This is a genomic window from Acinetobacter sp. NS-4, from assembly GCF_037402435.1.
Taxonomy (GTDB): Bacteria; Pseudomonadota; Gammaproteobacteria; order Pseudomonadales; family Moraxellaceae; genus Acinetobacter.
The window spans coordinates 64,216-80,409 of record NZ_JBBEUE010000001.1; the positions used below are offsets into that span (position 1 = coordinate 64,216).

Annotated in this window: 17 protein-coding genes; 6 read left to right on the forward strand and 11 right to left on the reverse strand. The window is 42.6% G+C overall.

Going from position 1 to position 16,194, the window contains the following annotated elements; all coding sequences use genetic code 11:
* Positions 1–59: 59 nt before the first annotated feature.
* A complete protein-coding gene (gene dapD, locus WAE57_RS00300) occupies positions 60–881 on the reverse strand; it encodes a 2,3,4,5-tetrahydropyridine-2,6-dicarboxylate N-succinyltransferase (RefSeq protein ID WP_086175583.1) in 822 nt (273 codons plus the stop codon).
* 298 nt (positions 882–1,179) lie between these two features.
* On the opposite strand from dapD, the gene carO reads away from it, so the two are divergent.
* The gene (gene carO / locus WAE57_RS00305) at positions 1,180–1,935 is read left to right on the forward strand and encodes an ornithine uptake porin CarO (RefSeq protein WP_337707544.1); all 756 of its coding nucleotides are present in this window, start codon (positions 1,180–1,182) and stop codon (positions 1,933–1,935) included.
* Positions 1,936–2,021: 86 nt separating this feature from the next.
* Here the strand turns inward: carO and WAE57_RS00310 are convergent, their stop codons facing one another.
* From WAE57_RS00310 to WAE57_RS00350, 9 genes are all read right to left on the reverse strand, one after another.
* The gene (locus tag WAE57_RS00310) at positions 2,022–2,405 is read right to left on the reverse strand and encodes a hypothetical protein (protein ID WP_337707545.1); all 384 of its coding nucleotides are present in this window, start codon (positions 2,403–2,405) and stop codon (positions 2,022–2,024) included.
* Positions 2,390–2,716: a hypothetical protein gene (locus WAE57_RS00315; protein WP_337707546.1), complete on the reverse strand. Its 327-nt coding sequence runs from the start codon at positions 2,714–2,716 to the stop codon at positions 2,390–2,392. The genes WAE57_RS00310 and WAE57_RS00315 overlap by 16 nt, the downstream gene beginning before the upstream one ends.
* Positions 2,717–3,009: 293 nt before the next feature.
* Positions 3,010–3,933 (reverse strand): CysB family HTH-type transcriptional regulator, encoded by a 924-nt coding sequence (locus WAE57_RS00320; protein ID WP_237786339.1) that lies wholly within the window; start codon positions 3,931–3,933, stop codon positions 3,010–3,012.
* Between the two features lie 55 nt (positions 3,934–3,988).
* Positions 3,989–5,050, reverse strand: coding sequence for a sulfate ABC transporter ATP-binding protein (locus tag WAE57_RS00325; RefSeq protein ID WP_237786340.1), 1,062 nt, complete (start codon positions 5,048–5,050; stop codon positions 3,989–3,991).
* Between the two features lie 11 nt (positions 5,051–5,061).
* The gene (cysW, locus tag WAE57_RS00330; RefSeq protein WP_337707547.1) at positions 5,062–5,955 is read right to left on the reverse strand and encodes a sulfate ABC transporter permease subunit CysW; all 894 of its coding nucleotides are present in this window, start codon (positions 5,953–5,955) and stop codon (positions 5,062–5,064) included.
* Positions 5,952–6,785, reverse strand: coding sequence for a sulfate ABC transporter permease subunit CysT (gene cysT, locus WAE57_RS00335; protein WP_237786341.1), 834 nt, complete (start codon positions 6,783–6,785; stop codon positions 5,952–5,954). Before cysT ends, cysW begins: the two co-directional genes overlap by 4 nt.
* 85 nt (positions 6,786–6,870) lie before the next feature.
* Entirely contained in the window at positions 6,871–7,476 is a 606-nt protein-coding gene (locus WAE57_RS00340; RefSeq protein ID WP_337707548.1) for an alpha/beta hydrolase, read from the reverse strand.
* Positions 7,477–7,503: 27 nt separating this feature from the next.
* Positions 7,504–8,517, reverse strand: a complete 1,014-nt coding sequence (locus WAE57_RS00345; RefSeq protein ID WP_337707549.1) for a sulfate ABC transporter substrate-binding protein — start codon at positions 8,515–8,517, stop codon at positions 7,504–7,506.
* A gap of 177 nt (positions 8,518–8,694) precedes the next feature.
* Positions 8,695–9,699: a sulfate ABC transporter substrate-binding protein gene (locus WAE57_RS00350; protein WP_237786344.1), complete on the reverse strand. Its 1,005-nt coding sequence runs from the start codon at positions 9,697–9,699 to the stop codon at positions 8,695–8,697.
* Between the two features lie 167 nt (positions 9,700–9,866).
* Between WAE57_RS00350 and pabC the strand changes: the two genes are divergently transcribed.
* From pabC to WAE57_RS00370, 4 genes are all read left to right on the forward strand, one after another.
* A complete protein-coding gene (pabC, locus tag WAE57_RS00355) occupies positions 9,867–10,679 on the forward strand; it encodes an aminodeoxychorismate lyase (RefSeq protein ID WP_337707550.1) in 813 nt (270 codons plus the stop codon).
* A gap of 1 nt (position 10,680) precedes the next feature.
* On the forward strand, positions 10,681–11,727 hold the full coding sequence (gene mltG / locus WAE57_RS00360; RefSeq protein WP_337707551.1) for an endolytic transglycosylase MltG: 1,047 nt from the start codon (positions 10,681–10,683) through the stop codon (positions 11,725–11,727).
* Positions 11,728–11,737: 10 nt separating this feature from the next.
* On the forward strand, positions 11,738–12,343 hold the full coding sequence (gene tmk, locus WAE57_RS00365; RefSeq protein WP_337707552.1) for a dTMP kinase: 606 nt from the start codon (positions 11,738–11,740) through the stop codon (positions 12,341–12,343).
* Positions 12,344–12,417: 74 nt separating this feature from the next.
* On the forward strand, positions 12,418–12,834 hold the full coding sequence (locus WAE57_RS00370; protein WP_337707553.1) for a PaaI family thioesterase: 417 nt from the start codon (positions 12,418–12,420) through the stop codon (positions 12,832–12,834).
* A 67-nt stretch (positions 12,835–12,901) separates the two neighbouring features.
* Here WAE57_RS00370 and nadB read toward each other — a convergent pair whose 3' ends face one another.
* Complete coding sequence (nadB, locus tag WAE57_RS00375; RefSeq protein ID WP_337707554.1) at positions 12,902–14,545, reverse strand: L-aspartate oxidase; 1,644 nt, start codon at positions 14,543–14,545, stop codon at positions 12,902–12,904.
* A 226-nt stretch (positions 14,546–14,771) separates the two neighbouring features.
* Between nadB and WAE57_RS00380 the strand changes: the two genes are divergently transcribed.
* Complete coding sequence (locus WAE57_RS00380) at positions 14,772–16,154, forward strand: Do family serine endopeptidase (protein WP_237786349.1); 1,383 nt, start codon at positions 14,772–14,774, stop codon at positions 16,152–16,154.
* Positions 16,155–16,194: the final 40 nt, after the last annotated feature.

The following is a 16,194-nucleotide window of genomic DNA, read 5'->3' on the forward strand; positions in this document are numbered from 1 at the left end:
ACGATCATTGCTGACCGTAGAGATGAGGAGCGATCGCTCCGCAACAGACTTAAGAAATCTTAGTCTTCGCGTAATAAATCGTTCAAGCTGGTTTTTGCACGGGTTTTCGCATCTACTTTTTTCACGATGATTGCAGCATACAGGTTGCAAGTACCATCTTTAGATGGAAGGCTACCTGAAACCACAACCGAACCTGCAGGAACGCGGCCGTAATGGATTTCGCCAGTTTCACGGTCAAAGATTTTAGTTGATTGACCAATAAACACGCCCATAGAAATCACAGAACCTTCTTCTACGATTACGCCTTCAACGATTTCAGAACGTGCACCGATGAAGCAGTTGTCTTCAATAATGGTTGGATTCGCTTGAAGTGGTTCAAGAACACCACCAATACCCACGCCACCAGACAAGTGAACATTTTTACCAATTTGCGCACATGAACCTACAGTTGCCCATGTGTCAACCATGGTACCTTCATCCACATAAGCACCGATGTTCACGTATGAAGGCATCAATACCACGTTTTTCGCCTGGAAAGAACCTTTACGGGCAACAGCAGGTGGTACTACACGTACGCCTGCAGCTTTAAACTGTTCTTCAGTCCAATTAGAAAATTTAGTTTCTACCTTGTCGTAGAAACGAAGATCACCAGACTCGATTGGTTTGTTGTCATTTAATTTAAAAGATAACAAAACAGCTTTTTTAAGCCATTGGTGAACAACCCATTCACCGTCGATTTTTTCAGCCACACGAAGTGTACCGTTATCTAGGCCAGCAATAGCTTCTTCTACAGCGCTACGAATTTCAGCGGAGCAGTCTGCCGCAGTGAAATTTGCACGGTCTTCAAAAGCTTGTTCAATGATTGTTGAAAGCTGAGACATGATCTTCCATTTCCAAAAAAAATTTTCAAGATTTTACACTATATTGAGACAGAAATAGATGAAAAAGTGGCTTTGGATCGGAATTAATTATGAAAGAGGCGAAAAATAAGATAAAAAATCAGCGATGAATAGTAAGTAAACAAAAAATGATTTAATAATCAAAAGCAAACAGAAAATGTATCAAAAAATAACAAAAACTCAGCAAATTTCGAATAAAAGTTGAGCAATTAATATTTTATAGTTTTAATGATCAGAAAAGCACTAATGATGAAAATAGAAATTTTTGAGGAGATCTATCATGAAAACTTTAGCTACGATTTTAGCAGCATCTGTATTAACTGCTATTGCAGGAACAGCTATGGCAGCTGATGATGCAGTAGTGCAAGATGGCTATACATTTGAGCGTAACCAGCTTATTCCTACCGGTGTTCGTGCTGAAGTAGGGACAACTGGTTATGGTGGTGCCTTGCTTTGGACTGCAAACCCGTATGTCGGTTTAGCCCTAGGTTATAACGGCGGTGATATTTCTTGGACAGATGATGTATCAGTAAATGGTACAAAATATGACTTGGACATGGATAATAAGCTGGCTTATTTGAATGCAGAAATTCGTCCTTGGGGTGCAAGTACAAACCGTTGGGCACAAGGCTTATACATGGCTGCGGGTGTAGGTTATCTGGATAACCAATATGATTTACAAAAACGTATTGGAGATGGGGAAACCTTAAGCATTAACGGCAATAACTATCAATTAGCTGTTGCAGGTCAAGAAGGTAATGTACGTGGTCAAATGTCCTACGAAAACGACATTGCTCCTTATGTAGGCTTTGGTTTCGCACCAAAAATTAATAAGAACTGGGGATTATTTGGTGAAGTAGGTGCTTACTACACAGGTAACCCAAAGGTTCAATTAACACAAAATAATCTAGCACCAGTAGCAGGTAATACCATATCCGCTCAAGTTGCAGTAGATCAAGAAGCGAATGAAATCGCAAATGATGATAAATATCAATGGTTGCCAGTGGGTAAAGTAGGCGTAAGCTTCAACTGGTAATCAAAGATTGCCCCATTAAAAAAACGAGCTTCGGCTCGTTTTTTATTTTTTCAAAATTAAATTATGCAAAATTAAGCTGGTTTTAGTTAAAAGCGATAACCGACCTTAAGGCCATAAGCAATAGCTTTGTTATTGTTTACTGAAGATAACACGCCAAATAAATTGCCTGCACCTTCTTGATCAGTCTCAATTTTGGCTTTGTTTAGCTTGAAATATTTAATGCCACCAGCAATAAATAAATTAGACTGCACATTATAAAACCCGCCAACTCCAAAACTATAATAACCATCCGAAGGGCTTAAGGTAGAGGCTGGATTGCTAATACCTGAATCCATCCCTATATCTAGGGCCGATGTCCAGTGCTCATTGAAGATATGGGCAAGTCCCAAGGTGGCTGAAAGCTGATTTTTTTGATAATCCACCAAGTTGACCGGTGTAGCTTTACCCCGGCTCATCAGGGGAGAAACCATTTTAAAATTTTCCAATTGACCCAACGCAAAGAGGTATAGATAACATTGCGAGGCGTGATCCCGGATTGAAACTCGAGATTTAGCGACTGCGGTGTGTCGATGCTGATGTGCTGTGCAGAGCTTAAACTCAAGACTGGAATTGCAGGAATGGATGAAGTCTGCTCATAAAATTGTGGCGTATGTTGAATTTTAGAACGATAGGTGAGAGAGGTTTTTAGTGCATATTCAGGAATTTGATAGCTGATACCTGCCAACCAGCCCAAGGCCGAGTCTTTATCCATATTTGCAATATAATCAGCCTGTATTCCCATCGATTGCCCTGAAATTTTCAGTTGAGTGTCTAGGGTCTGATAACTTAAACCGCCATAAAAATTCCAAGCCGAATTGGGTTGATAGCCTAAAAGCGTGGTCAGATTGTGAGTGTCTATTTTAAAACGTACTGCATTGACTAAATTTACCGGGCTGCTGCTGACTGGTTCGAAGGCATAGCCTACATCTGTAACAAAGTGAATTATTTATTTGATTGATAAGTAAAATAATAAAAAATTTGAATTAAAATTAAAAAAAGGGATATTTAATATCCCTTTCTTAATCAATCAAATTTTTAATCTTCGGGATAAGCCAATTTTTTCAGTGCCTTGATATCTGCTTCTGGCGAGCAGAGTGAAATAAACTCATAGCCATAACCGCGCAACAAATGTCCTTTACGTACCGCAATCCAGGTGGTATTTACACCAAAGATATCGGTTGGAATCTGTTTAAGGCGATAATCCCGTTCTGCATCATAAGCGACATTGTTAACAATACCGACGCCCATATTCAATTCCACATAGGTTTTGATCACATCGGCATCCAGCGCTGACATCACAATATCAACATCAATGCCGGCATCTTCAAAAGCCTTGTCAATTTTAGAACGCCCTGTGAAACCGCCGTGGTAAGTAATAATCGGAAATTGTGCCAAATCTTCCAGCGAAATATCTGTTTTGTTGGCAAGTGCATGGTTTTGCGGTGTAATAATACTGTGTTGCCAATTATAGTAAGGTACGCTAGCCAGATTTTCTTCAGTGGTTAAAGATTCGGTGGCAATACCAATATCTGCTTCGCCTTGCAGCAACATTTCGGTAATTTCAACCGGACTGGCTTGTTGCAAAATCAAATGAACTTTCGGAAATTCTTTTTTGAACTGGTTGACAATCGGTGGCAACACATAACGCGCCTGGGTATGCGTGGTTGCAATGGTCAGGGTGCCTTCATCGACACGGTTAAAATCATCTGCAAGACGTTTGATATTGTCTGCATCCACCAGCATGCGTTCTACAATGCCCAGTAAAGATTGACCCGGTTCAGTCAGGCCCAGTAAACGTTTGCCTTTACGAATAAATAGTTGTACGCCCAGCTCATCTTCTAAATCTTTAATATGCTTACTTACTCCAGACTGTGAGGTATAAAGCGCCGCTGAAGCTTCAGTTAAATTAAAGTTCTGTCTAACGGTTTCTCGAATAATTCTTAATTGTTGGAAATTCATAATGCTGTATACCTTAAAAGGGATGGGGGCTGTTTTTGGCCCCATCTATTTGTTATTAAGCGACGTCATTGGCAAACAAATGCAATGCCGTTGGGCTTAACCACACTGTTTGATTTGGCTTAAATTGATGTAGTTTCGCTTCTTCCGAGTTAAGCGAAATTTCAATTAAATTGCCTTGGCGGTCTTGCAGCTCAGCAAGGACTTTGCCGGCAATCCATATTTCACGTAAGAAAGTGGCTTGAATGGCATTTTCTTGCGGAGCGGCATGAATACGCAGTTCGCTTGGACGCGCAAAGGCAATAATTTCACCTTGCGGCGCATCTTTGGCTTGTGGCAATTGCAGACGGTCATCACCAATCTGAATAATGCCTTGCTGGTGTTGGCCTTCGAATCGGTTGGCCTGACCCAGGAAGTCGAATACAAACGGGGTTGCCGGTTTTTCATAAACTTCACGCGGCGAACCGATTTGCTCGACATTTCCTTTGTTCATGACCACGATCTGGTCAGCAACTTCGAGTGCTTCTTCCTGGTCATGGGTGACGAAAATCGAGGTGATATGCAATTCATCATGCAGGGTACGTAACCAGCGACGCAATTCTTTACGCACTTTGGCATCCAGTGCACCAAAGGGTTCATCCAGCAATAATACGCGCGGTTCAACCGCCAATGCACGTGCTAAAGCAATACGCTGACGTTGACCCCCCGAGAGTTGTGCAGGATAACGGTCTGCCAAAAAGCCCAATTGAACCAGATCAAGTAAACGGGAAACACGTTTTTTAATTTCGGCTTCAGATGGTCGGGTAGAGCGCGGGCGCACACGTAAACCGAAGGCGATGTTGTCAAATACGGTCATATGACGGAACAGGGCATAGTGCTGGAATACAAAACCCACTTCACGTTCGCGCACGTGAACATTGGTTGCATCTTCACCTTCTAAAATGACCCGACCGCCATCAGCCGATTCCAGACCCGCAATAATACGCAGTAGAGTGGTTTTACCACAGCCTGAGGGACCGAGTAATGCTACCAACTGACCATCTGGAAAATCGAGTGAGATGTTTTTAAGTGCATGGAATGCACCAAAGTGTTTTTCAATATTTTTAACTTGAATACTCATGATGTCATTCCTTAAGAAACTGTTGAATCGTCATTACGTTTGTTTTGTCGTTCTTGGCGTATCTCTACCCATGTTTTTAAAATCAGGGTCACAATAGCCAGTAAAGCCAAGAGTGAGGACACGGCAAACGCAGCACTAAAGGTATATTCGTTGTAAAGGATTTCTACATGCAGCGGTAAGGTGTTAGTTTCACCACGAATGTGACCAGACACCACCGATACTGCACCGAATTCACCCATGGCACGGGCATTACACAGAATGACACCGTAAATCAGACCCCATTTAATATTGGGTAAGGTCACTTTCCAGAAAGTTTGCCAACCTGAAGCACCCAGTACAATTGCGGCTTCTTCTTCTTCTGTACCTTGTGCTTCCATTAACGGAATCAATTCACGAGCCACAAAAGGAACGGTAATAAAGATGGTCGCAAGCACAATGGCAGGAACGGCATACAAGATTTTAATGTCATGATCCATCAACCAGCCACCAAACCAGCCTTGGGTACCGAAAATCAGTACTAACATCATGCCGGCGATCACAGGTGAAACAGAGAAAGGTAAATCAATAATAGTGGTCAAAATGGATTTGCCACGGAAATTAAATTTCGCTACCGACCATGCAGCTGCTACACCAAACACCACGTTTAATGGAACGGCAATCACGGCTGTCAGTAAAGTCAGTTTCACCGCAGACAAGGTATCAGGATGCACCAGTGCCTGAAAATAAACCCCGACACCTTGTTTAAACGCTTCAACAAAGACCAGAATTAAAGGCAGAATCAAGCAGCTTAAAAAGAAAATCAGGGCAATGGTGATGAGCAGATAGCGAATCCAGGTGGGTTCACGGGTAGCATCGCGGGACTGCAATTTCTCGGCCAAAGCATTGCTGTTGGTGATTAAACTCATCGTGCAGTTCTCCCGGTACGTTTGCTTGCCCATGCTTGTAACAGGTTAATCAGGAACAAGATGGCAAAGGACAGTACCAGCATTACGACTGCAATGGTGGTTGCACCGGCATAGTCATATTCTTCCAGACGGGAAATAATCATCAGCGGCGCAATTTCAGTCTCGAAGGGCTGGTTACCGGCAATAAAGATGACCGAGCCGTATTCACCTACACCACGTGCAAATGCCAAGGCAAAACCGGTTAGTAGCGCAGGAAACAGAATCGGTAGAATGATTTTGCTGATAATCTGAAAACGGTTCGCACCCAATGCCGATGCTGCTTCTTCCAGTTCGGTTTCCAGATCACTTAAAACCGGTTGTACGGTACGGACTACAAATGGAATACCAATAAAAATCAAAGCCAGAGTAATCCCGATTGGGGTATATGCCACTTTAATGCCTAAAGGCTCTAAATACTGACCGATCCAGCCTGTAGGGGCATATAAAGATGTGAGTGCAATACCGGCAACGGCTGTAGGCAAGGCAAAAGGCAAATCGACCAAAGCATCCACAATACGCTTGCCAGGGAAGCTATAACGGACCAAGCACCACGCCAGCAGTAAACCAAAGACCACATTGACTAAGGCTGCAAGCAGGGCAGCACTAAAACTTAACTGCAAAGATTTTAAGATACGTTCTGAACTTAAAATTTCCCATAAACCGTCCCATCCAATTCCCAGTGATTTAATAAACACTGCCGAAAGTGGAATAAGCACGACTAATGACAAATACGCTAGGGTAAAGCCTAGAGAAAGACCAAATCCTGGCAGCACTCGGGATCGCTGCGACATGATGACTCCTCAAAAAGAGCGAATGCTGACTAATAAAGTCAGCGAAAATAAAAGTTTAAATCGGCACAAGCATAATTTGCAGGGTTCAAATTGCAAATTTAAAAAAGCACTTGTTATCATCAGTAAAATTGATGTGTTGCAACACATTTTCTGAAATCAAATAATCATAAATTTCAGGAAAAGATCCAAAACCGGAAGCAACATTAATATGTCCAACTTGACCCAGGTTAATTGGATTGAGTTTCCATGCTTTGGCCAGGAATTGCGCATCCTCAAAATTTAACCAGGGATCATTTTCACTAATCAGCATTGTGGTTGGTACAGCAATTTTAAGCTGATGAAAATAGCGTTGATAATCTTGCTGGCTATCTCGCGAAAAACCGGCTTCACCAAAACGGGCAGGATTGGCCGGTGCAACCAGAATCAAATTTTTAATTTTTTGATTTAATTCCGGATGCTGGGCTAAAGCTGCCACAGTGGTTAAACAACCAAAACTATGTGCAACAATCTGGACACTGCCTTGAATAGGCGCCACGGTCTTTACAAACTCGGCAATCCAGTTTTGTAACACCGGCGTGTTCCAGTCCTGTTGCTGCACACGCGAGCATGACATGAGTTGTCGTTGTAACCAAGACTGCCAGTGCGCAGATTCACTGTCACCTACACCCGGAACAATTACGGTATGAATCATGTCGATGCTCCTGTCTATCGAACGCTATTATTTTGCACTATTGGCTTTAACTATTTGGTCAAATACGCCGCCATTTTCAAAGTGCGCTTTTTGAACTTTGCTCCAGCCACCAAATTCTTGATTGATGGTGACCAGTTTTAATGGCTTAAATACTTTGCTGTATTGCGCCAGTGTTTGTGCGTTGCGTGGACGGTAGAAGTTTTCAGCCGCAATTTGCTGGCCGCGTGGCGAGTAAAGGAAATTTAAGTAGCCTTTGGCCAGATATTGGTTGCCTTTTTTCTCTGCATTTTTTTCGACAATCGCCACAGGTGGCTCAGCCAAAATTGAAAGAGAAGGGGTCACAATTTCAAACTTGCCCGGTTGTTCACGAAGGGCTAAGTGAGCTTCGTTTTCCCAGGCCAACAGCACATCACCAATGCCACGTTCTGCAAATGTTGTGGTTGAACCACGTGCGCCAGAATCGAGAACCTTGGTGTTTTTATAAATTTTACGCACAAATTCCTGTGCAGTTTTGTCATTGCCACCCGCCTGGTGTTTTGCCCAAGCCCATGCCGCTAAATAGTTCCAGCGTGCACCACCAGAAGTTTTAGGGTTTGGGGTAATAATGCCTACACCCGGTTTAACCAGATCGCCCCAATCTTTAATCTGTTTCGGGTTGCCTTTGCGTACTAAAAATACGATGGTAGAAGTATAGGGGGTTGAGTTTTGTGGAAGTTTCTTTTGCCAGTTGGCGGGTAAAAGTTTGGTTTTTCCCGCAATCACGTCAATGTCGGCAGAAAGTGCTAAAGTTACAACATCGGCATCCAGGCCATCAATGACCGCACGAGCTTGCTTACCTGAACCGCCGTGTGACTGTTTGAAGTTAATTTTCTGTCCAGTACGGCTTTCCCAGTATTTGCTGAAATCTTTATTCACGTTTTCATACAGTTCGCGTGTTGGATCGTATGAGACGTTAAGGAAATCTTTCGCTGCAGCACCCAGAGAAAAGGTGGAAACGACTGCTGCTAAAACCCCAAGTTTCAATTTTGCTGAAATGCTCATGCGAACCTCAATATTTTCAAATGTTTCATCACATGGATGCAGAATAGCGCTATTCTTTATGCATAAAAAATAATAAAAAATGAATTTTATATGAATAAAAAAGATAAATGGGGCTGGGTTCATAAAATAAGCACCAGTCTTATGAATAAAACTGATGCTTTGTTTACTTGATTGAGATTATTTGGTGTTATTGGCTTTTACGATCTGGTCAAATACACCGCCATTTTCAAAATGCTGCTTTTGAACTTTGGTCCAGCCGCCAAATTCTTTATTAATGGTGACCAGTTTCAATGGTTTGAATACGGATTTATGTTTTGCCAGTATTGCTGCATTGCGCGGACGGTAGAAGTTATTGGCAGCAATGGTTTGACCTGCAGGTGAATACAGATAGTTGAGATAAGCTTTGGCTAAATTCAGGTTGCCGTCTTTCTGTGCATTCTTCTCTACAATCGCCACAGGGGGTTCGGCCAAAATAGACAACGACGGTGTGATAATTTCGAACTTGCCCGGTTGTTCACGAATCGCTAAATGAGCTTCGTTTTCCCAGGCCAGCAATACATCTCCAATGCCACGTTCAGCAAATGTAGTGGTTGCACCACGTGCACCCGAGTCAAGTACTTTGGTGTTTTTATAGATTTGACGTACGAATTCCTGTGCTTTGGCATCGTTACCGCCTGGCTGATGTTTTGCCCAAGCCCATGCCGCCAGGTAGTTCCAGCGTGCACCGCCAGAAGTTTTAGGGTTTGGGGTAATAATGCCGACATTATTTTTCACTAAATCGCCCCAGTCTTTAATGCCTTTCGGATTACCTTTATGTACCAAAAATACGATGGTAGAAGTATAGGGTGTTGAATTATTCGGGAACTGTTTCTGCCAGTTTTTTGGCAGCAGATTCGAGTTTTCTGCAATGGCATCAATATCTGCTGCAAGTGCCAAGGTCACCACATCGGCACCCAGACCATCAATCACTGAACGTGCCTGTTTGCCAGAACCGCCGTGTGACTGTTTAAAATTAATATCTTGGCCGGTGGTTTTCTTCCAATATGCGCCAAACTCTTTGTTGTAGTTTTCATATAATTCACGCGTTGGATCATAGGAAACGTTTAAAAAGTCTTTTGCCAGTGCAGTAAAAGATGTTGCTGAAATAAGAGCTGCTAAAACCCCGATTTTTAGTGAGCGCATTTTGCTATCCTTTGAATTTGAATTATTAATGTTTCGTAACGGAGCCAAGCATAGCCTTATCTTTTTTGTTGAAAAAATAATAAGAAACGAATTTGATATGAATAAAAAAGCTATTAATTTAAGGCGGCTGTTCTTAAACTAAGTCATCATTTACAGGATATTTGCCTATGCCATGTTTTAAAAATGCACAGCAAATCAACGAAATTTCATTACTAGATCGTGCCTTCCATTATGGTGATGGTTGTTTTACCACTGCGCGTGTGCGACATGGCAAGATTGAACTTGAAAGCCTGCATCGGGCACGGCTACAGTTAAGTTGTGAACGGCTGATGTTGCAGGCAGATTTAAGCTGCATTGGAAAAACTTTGGCTCTACTGCAACAGCAGTTTCTTGAATTAAATGGCACATTAAAAATCATCATCAGTCGCGGTGAGGGACAACGTGGTTATAGCCTGCCTGATCATCCGGCAGATGTCTGGGTGTTTTTTTATCCCCAAGCAGTCGATGATTTTCACATTGAAAAAATTAAATCCGGTGTATTGCAACAAGCATTGGGGCTGAGCATGCCCAATCTGGTCGGTTTGAAAAGTCTGAACCGTCTGGAACAGGTATTGTTAAAACATGAAGCTGATCAGCACGGATGGGCAGAAGCTTTGGTGACCGATGTACAAGGCACTGTTGTTGAAGGCGTAAGCAGTAATTGTTTCATTCGTTTAAACAATACCTGGGTTACGCCAGAACTCCGTTATAATGGCGTGCATGGGGTGATGCGGGCCAAAATTTTGTCCCGGATGCAGCAGCAGGGCATTCATTGTGAACAGCGTTTTATTGAAATGGAAGATATTTCAAAATTTGAAAGCCTGTTTTTCTGTAATGCCTTAAGTCCCATGAAAGCTGTGACTGAACTTAACCGGCAACCGTTGAATATTCAGCCGTGTATTGAACTCTTTAATATCCTTCAATTGAATCAGATTCATTAATATGTCTAGCAAAAAGCAAAAATCGAAAAATAAAACTGCATCAGGATTTCCTTTAAAAGGCATCCTTATTTTAATTGCAGGTCTGACGGTATTATTTGCAGTCATCTTGGCTGCCAGCTTGTTCAAGTCGTATCCGGTGCAAGGTGAAAAGCAGATGCTGGCGATTGGAGATGGTGACAGTTATTCAGGCTTTATTGACCGTCTAGCTCAGCAAGATAAGGTTAGTTTTCCTATTATCTTGAAGCTTTATCAAAAAATCATGATTCATGACAGCATGAAAGCTGGTGTTTATGAAATTCGTCAAGGCATGTCGGTACGTGAAGTGCTGGAACTGGTCTCGAATGCTGAAAATGCACAGATGAACCGCATTCTGGTGATTGAAGGTACGACCTTTAAACAGTTAATTGAACTTCTAAAGAAAGATGATTTGGTCACTAAAGAAGTGTTGAATCTTCCGCAAGATCAAATGTTAAAAGCCTTGAATATTCCATTTAACCATCCTGAAGGGCTGTTTGCGCCAGATACCTATTTCTTTGCCAAAGGTGAAACCGATAAAAAGATTTTGACCGATCTATATAAACGTCAAATGAAGGCTTTGGATGCGGCATGGGCCAATCGTGCCAGCGGTTTACCTTATAAGGATAAATATGAAGCGCTGATTATGGCTTCAATTGTGGAAAAAGAAACCAGCCTGGATAGTGAGTTAAATCAGGTATCAGGAGTATTTATCCGTCGCTTGCAACAAGGCATGCGTCTGCAAACTGATCCAACCGTGATTTATGGCATGGGCGATCGTTATACAGGTAATATCACCCGCACCGATTTGCGTACGCCAACAGCTTATAATACTTATACCAACAATGGCTTACCGCCGACACCGATTGCTTTGCCAAGTCAAAAGGCGATTGAAGCCGCCATGCATCCAGATAACTCTAATAACGTTTATTTTGTTGCAACAGGGAATGGGGGGCATAAATTCACTAGTAATTTGCAAGACCATAATCGTGCTGTGCAAGAATATTTAACTGTAATTCGTTCAAAAAATTAAGGAGTGGGGGATGTTTATTAGTTTTGAAGGCACTGAAGGTGTCGGGAAAACCACACTCATTGGTAAAATTTATGATTATCTGCAACAGCAAGGTCATGAGGTTGTACTGACGCGTGAGCCGGGTGGTACGCCGATGGCAGAACAAATCCGTTCCCTGCTGTTGTCAGTCAACCATGAAGAAAGCATGTCGAATGACACAGAACTGCTTTTAATGTATGCGGCACGTGCACAGCATTTACAGCAGGTGATTGTTCCGGCATTGAAGGCAGGTAAAACAGTACTGTGTGACCGTTTTACCGATGCAAGTTTTGCTTATCAGTGTGCAGGGCGTGGCTTAAGCAAAGAAAAACTGGCTTTATTAAATGCAAATTTTGTTTCGCATATGCCTGATATCACTTTTTGGCTGGATGCGCCGACTGAGCTGGGGATGTCACGCGCACGTGCACGGGGTGCGCTAGATCGCTTTGAGCAGGAGAAAGCCACGTTCTTTGAGAAAGTACGTTCAGGCTATCAGCAGCTTTGGCAACAGCAGGGGGAACGGATTAAACGTCTGGATGCCACCCAAACACCAGAACAGGTATTCACTCAGGCACTCGCGTGTTTGCAATCGGTGTAGTCATCCCTAGCAATTGGGTTTAAATGAAAAATCTTCTATAGTGGCTAACATTATGGAAGATTTTTTTATAAACAATGAAAAGTAATAAAGTCGAAATTATTGAATTTTTGCAACGTGAATTTCCGCAAAGCCTGGAAAAATGTGAAATAGAAACAGTCACTGAAAAAGGAGCCACCATCTTATATCATGTGGATGAAGCCGATTTAAGACCGGGTGGAACGGTGTCTGGCCCGACCATGATGACCGCTGCTGATTATGCGCTTTATATTGCCATACTGGGTGAAATCGGTATTGTTGCCTTGGCTGTCACGACCAGTTTATCCATCAATTTTTTAAGAAAACCGACGGCAGCACAGGATATTCGTGCAGTTTGCCAATTAATGAAAGTGGGTAAGGCCCTCATTGTCGGTGATGTATGGTTATATTCCATCAATTTAGATGAACCCATTGCACATGCAGTGGGTACTTATTCCATCCCACCCCGACAATAAAGAGATATCATGCACATTGAAAAAGCCGAACAAAGATGTTCGGCTTTTTTATTTAGACTAGACGGGTTTAAGCATCTACATTGACCAACGGAGTTTCCACCTGGAAGTTGGGTGGAGTCAGTACCGTTTTACGCAATTCAGGCCCAAGCTCCGGATAATCCAGAGTGTAATGCAAACCGCGTGATTCCTTGCGTGCCATGGCACAGCGCACAATCATCTCTGAAACCAGTACCAGGTTACGCAGTTCAATCAGGTTTTTGCTGACATGGTAATCCTGATAATATTCAGTGATTTCACGCTTCAACATTTCGATACGATGTAAGGCACGTTGTAGACGTTTAGTCGTTCGTACAATCCCCACGTAGTTCCACATAGTCTGACGCAGTTCATCCCAGTTTTGCAGAATAACGACATTTTCATCCGGATTCATAACTTGGGAGTCATCCCAGCTTGGCGCATCAGGAGAAACATAATCCGGATTGAACAGGCTTTCTATATGTTTTGCTGCACTCATGCCGTAGACGAAACATTCTAAAAGTGAGTTACTGGCCATTCGGTTAGCACCATGTAAGCCGGTATAAGAAGTTTCACCAATGGCATATAAACCTTCGATGTCGGTCTGGCTATTTTCATCAACCACCACGCCGCCACAGGTATAGTGGGCTGCAGGAACCACTGGAATCATTTCTTTGGTAATGTCGATTCCTAGTTCAAGTAACCGTGCATAGAGGGTCGGGAAGTGCTCTTTAATAAACGCTTCATCTTTATGGGTAATGTCCAGCCAGACATGACGGATACCCAAACGCTTGATTTCATAGTCAATGGCACGTGCCACGATATCACGCGGTGCCAGTTCCGCACGTTCATCAAAACGCAGCATGAAACGTTCACCGTCAGGCAAGCGTAAATAAGCCCCTTCACCACGCATGGCTTCGGTAATTAAAAAGGAACGTGCTTGCGGATGATACAGGCAGGTTGGATGGAACTGGTTAAATTCCATATTGGCAACCCGGCAACCGGCACGATAGGCCATGGCAATACCATCACCAGTCGCAATATCCGGATTAGAGGTATACAGATAGGCTTTCATGGCCCCGCCACAGGCCAAGGCGGTAGAGGGTGCAAAGAAGGTATGGACTTTTTCAGTCTTTTCATCGAGCGCGTATAAGCCAAGGGCACGATTAGTTTGATCTTTCAGACCGAGTTTTTTTGAAGTAATTAAATCAATGGCAATATAGTTTTCAAAAATCGTGATGTTTTGCTTTTCACGGGCACGTTGCACCAGAGTGGTTGAAATGGCACGACCGGTCGCATCTGCAGCATGGATGATACGGCGCTGTGAATGTCCACCTTCACGGGTTAAATGCAGTTGTTCCTGTTCATCTAAGGTAAATTGCACGCCATGCTTTAACAGAAAATCGACCGAAGGTTTGCCGCCTTCTACAGTCTGCTTGACGGCTTCACGTTCGCATAACTGTGCACCTGCAATCATGGTGTCATCAATATGCTGTGCAATGGAATCGGTTTCATCTAAAACCGCAGCAACGCCGCCTTGCGCATAAAAAGTACTGGCTTCGGTGAGTGTCGATTTGGCCAAAACAGCAATATTGAAATGATCGGGTAATGATAAGGCCAGACTCAAACCTGCGCCACCACTACCCACAATGATCACGTCAAAATGATGTGTTGTATTTAAATTAGACATGTCCATCAGCTAATTCGAAAAAAGTTTGCTAATAACACCGCTTTTTTGATCAAAAGACAAGGGCTAATATGCTAATGTATGATGAGAAAAAGTAATAAAGCAACAAACTTTTAAGAAAGATTTAAGCTGTTGTTTATACAAATATAATCAAACATATTATTACCCAAGACAGATATATTTTATGCTAAATACTGTCTCTGCATACTTATAATGAATGGAGTGCATGCTTTATATGAACAATCGCGATATAAAAAAAGGAATGTATGCTGCTGTATTTACAATGGCGGCTATGCAAACACAAGCAGCTTCTTCGGTAGACTTTTCTAATCTGGTTGAACAAGTCAGTCCGGCGGTGGTCAGTGTAAATGTCGTCAAAAAAATGACTCAGGAAGAGCTGATCCAGCAACAGATCCCTGAAATTTTAAAACGTTTTTTTGGTAATCAAGTGATTGTTCCGCAGCAACAAAATCAGCAGGATAAAACAGCTTATGGCAGTGCATTCTTTATCAGTAAGGATGGTTATCTGTTAACCAATCATCATGTGATTGAAGATGCTTCTAAAGTAACTATTATGTTGAATGATCGCCGTGAAATTGATGCGACGGTGGTCGGAAGCGATGCACGTACCGATGTGGCATTACTAAAAGTCAATGGTTCCAATTTCCCTGAATTACGTACCGGTAATGTCGATCGGCTCAGAGTGGGAGAGCCGGTACTGGCCATTGGTTCACCTTTCGGTTTTGATTATTCTGCATCAGCAGGCATTGTCAGCGCGAAAATGCGTAACATGATGGGGGAAACCTCGGTGCCATTTATTCAAACCGATGTGGCTTTAAACCCGGGTAACTCAGGCGGTCCTTTGTTTAACCAGAATGGTGAAGTGGTTGGGGTAAACTCGCGGATTTTTAGTGGTACTGGCGGATATATGGGCCTATCGTTCTCCATTCCGATTGATGTAGCTATGGATGTGGCGGAGCAGCTGAAAAAGAATGGCAAGGTGACACGTTCTTATTTAGGTGTCATGTTGCAAGACATCGATCGTACCCTTGCAGAATCTTATAACCTGTCCAAACCTGAAGGCTCACTGGTCACTCAGGTTGCACCTAATTCCCCGGCAGCCAAAGCAGGCTTTAAGTCGGGCGATGTGATCTTGAAATATAATGGTTCACCCATTTCAAGAACTTCGGATTTGCTTAATTACTTAAACCGAACTACACCAAATCAAAACATTCAATTGCAAGTTTTACGCGATGATAAAACCCGTAATATCTCAGCAACACTCACCACTGCTCCAGATGATACCCCGGCGAAAGTGGAACAAGTTGCTGAACAAAAAGGTCCTGTTATAGGAGTTAGCATTCGTAACTTAACGGCTGCAGAACAAACGCAGTTGAATATTAAAGGTGGTATTTTGGTACAGGAAGTGAAGCGCGGGGGAATTGCTTCGCAATCACGTTTGATTGCAGGCGATATTATTACTCAAATCAATAATGAAACCATTTTGAATAGTAATGATTTTATTAAATCTGTGTCTGAATTGAAAAAAGGCTCAATTGCACGGGTTTCAATTATTCGTCAAGATCAGCGCGCAATTTTAGGCATGCGTATTGAATAATCTTAGACTATCAAATGAAAACCACTCTCTCGAGGAGTGG

Coding starts and splice junctions, on each gene's coding strand:
- WAE57_RS00320 (WP_237786339.1), bottom strand. CDS start 3,933: ATGAATTTCCAACAATTAAGAATTATTCGAGAAACCGTTAGACAGAAC.
- WAE57_RS00350 (WP_237786344.1), bottom strand. CDS start 9,699: ATGCGCTCACTAAAAATCGGGGTTTTAGCAGCTCTTATTTCAGCAACA.
- WAE57_RS00340 (WP_337707548.1), bottom strand. CDS start 7,476: ATGATTCATACCGTAATTGTTCCGGGTGTAGGTGACAGTGAATCTGCG.
- cysT (WP_237786341.1), bottom strand. CDS start 6,785: ATGTCGCAGCGATCCCGAGTGCTGCCAGGATTTGGTCTTTCTCTAGGC.
- WAE57_RS00380 (WP_237786349.1), top strand. CDS start 14,772: ATGAACAATCGCGATATAAAAAAAGGAATGTATGCTGCTGTATTTACA.
- WAE57_RS00370 (WP_337707553.1), top strand. CDS start 12,418: ATGAAAAGTAATAAAGTCGAAATTATTGAATTTTTGCAACGTGAATTT.
- nadB (WP_337707554.1), bottom strand. CDS start 14,545: ATGGACATGTCTAATTTAAATACAACACATCATTTTGACGTGATCATT.
- WAE57_RS00325 (WP_237786340.1), bottom strand. CDS start 5,050: ATGAGTATTCAAGTTAAAAATATTGAAAAACACTTTGGTGCATTCCAT.
- WAE57_RS00315 (WP_337707546.1), bottom strand. CDS start 2,716: ATGGGAATACAGGCTGATTATATTGCAAATATGGATAAAGACTCGGCC.
- WAE57_RS00345 (WP_337707549.1), bottom strand. CDS start 8,517: ATGAGCATTTCAGCAAAATTGAAACTTGGGGTTTTAGCAGCAGTCGTT.
- carO (WP_337707544.1), top strand. CDS start 1,180: ATGAAAACTTTAGCTACGATTTTAGCAGCATCTGTATTAACTGCTATT.
- pabC (WP_337707550.1), top strand. CDS start 9,867: ATGCCATGTTTTAAAAATGCACAGCAAATCAACGAAATTTCATTACTA.
- WAE57_RS00310 (WP_337707545.1), bottom strand. CDS start 2,405: ATGGTTTCTCCCCTGATGAGCCGGGGTAAAGCTACACCGGTCAACTTG.
- tmk (WP_337707552.1), top strand. CDS start 11,738: ATGTTTATTAGTTTTGAAGGCACTGAAGGTGTCGGGAAAACCACACTC.
- dapD (WP_086175583.1), bottom strand. CDS start 881: ATGTCTCAGCTTTCAACAATCATTGAACAAGCTTTTGAAGACCGTGCA.
- cysW (WP_337707547.1), bottom strand. CDS start 5,955: ATGAGTTTAATCACCAACAGCAATGCTTTGGCCGAGAAATTGCAGTCC.
- mltG (WP_337707551.1), top strand. CDS start 10,681: ATGTCTAGCAAAAAGCAAAAATCGAAAAATAAAACTGCATCAGGATTT.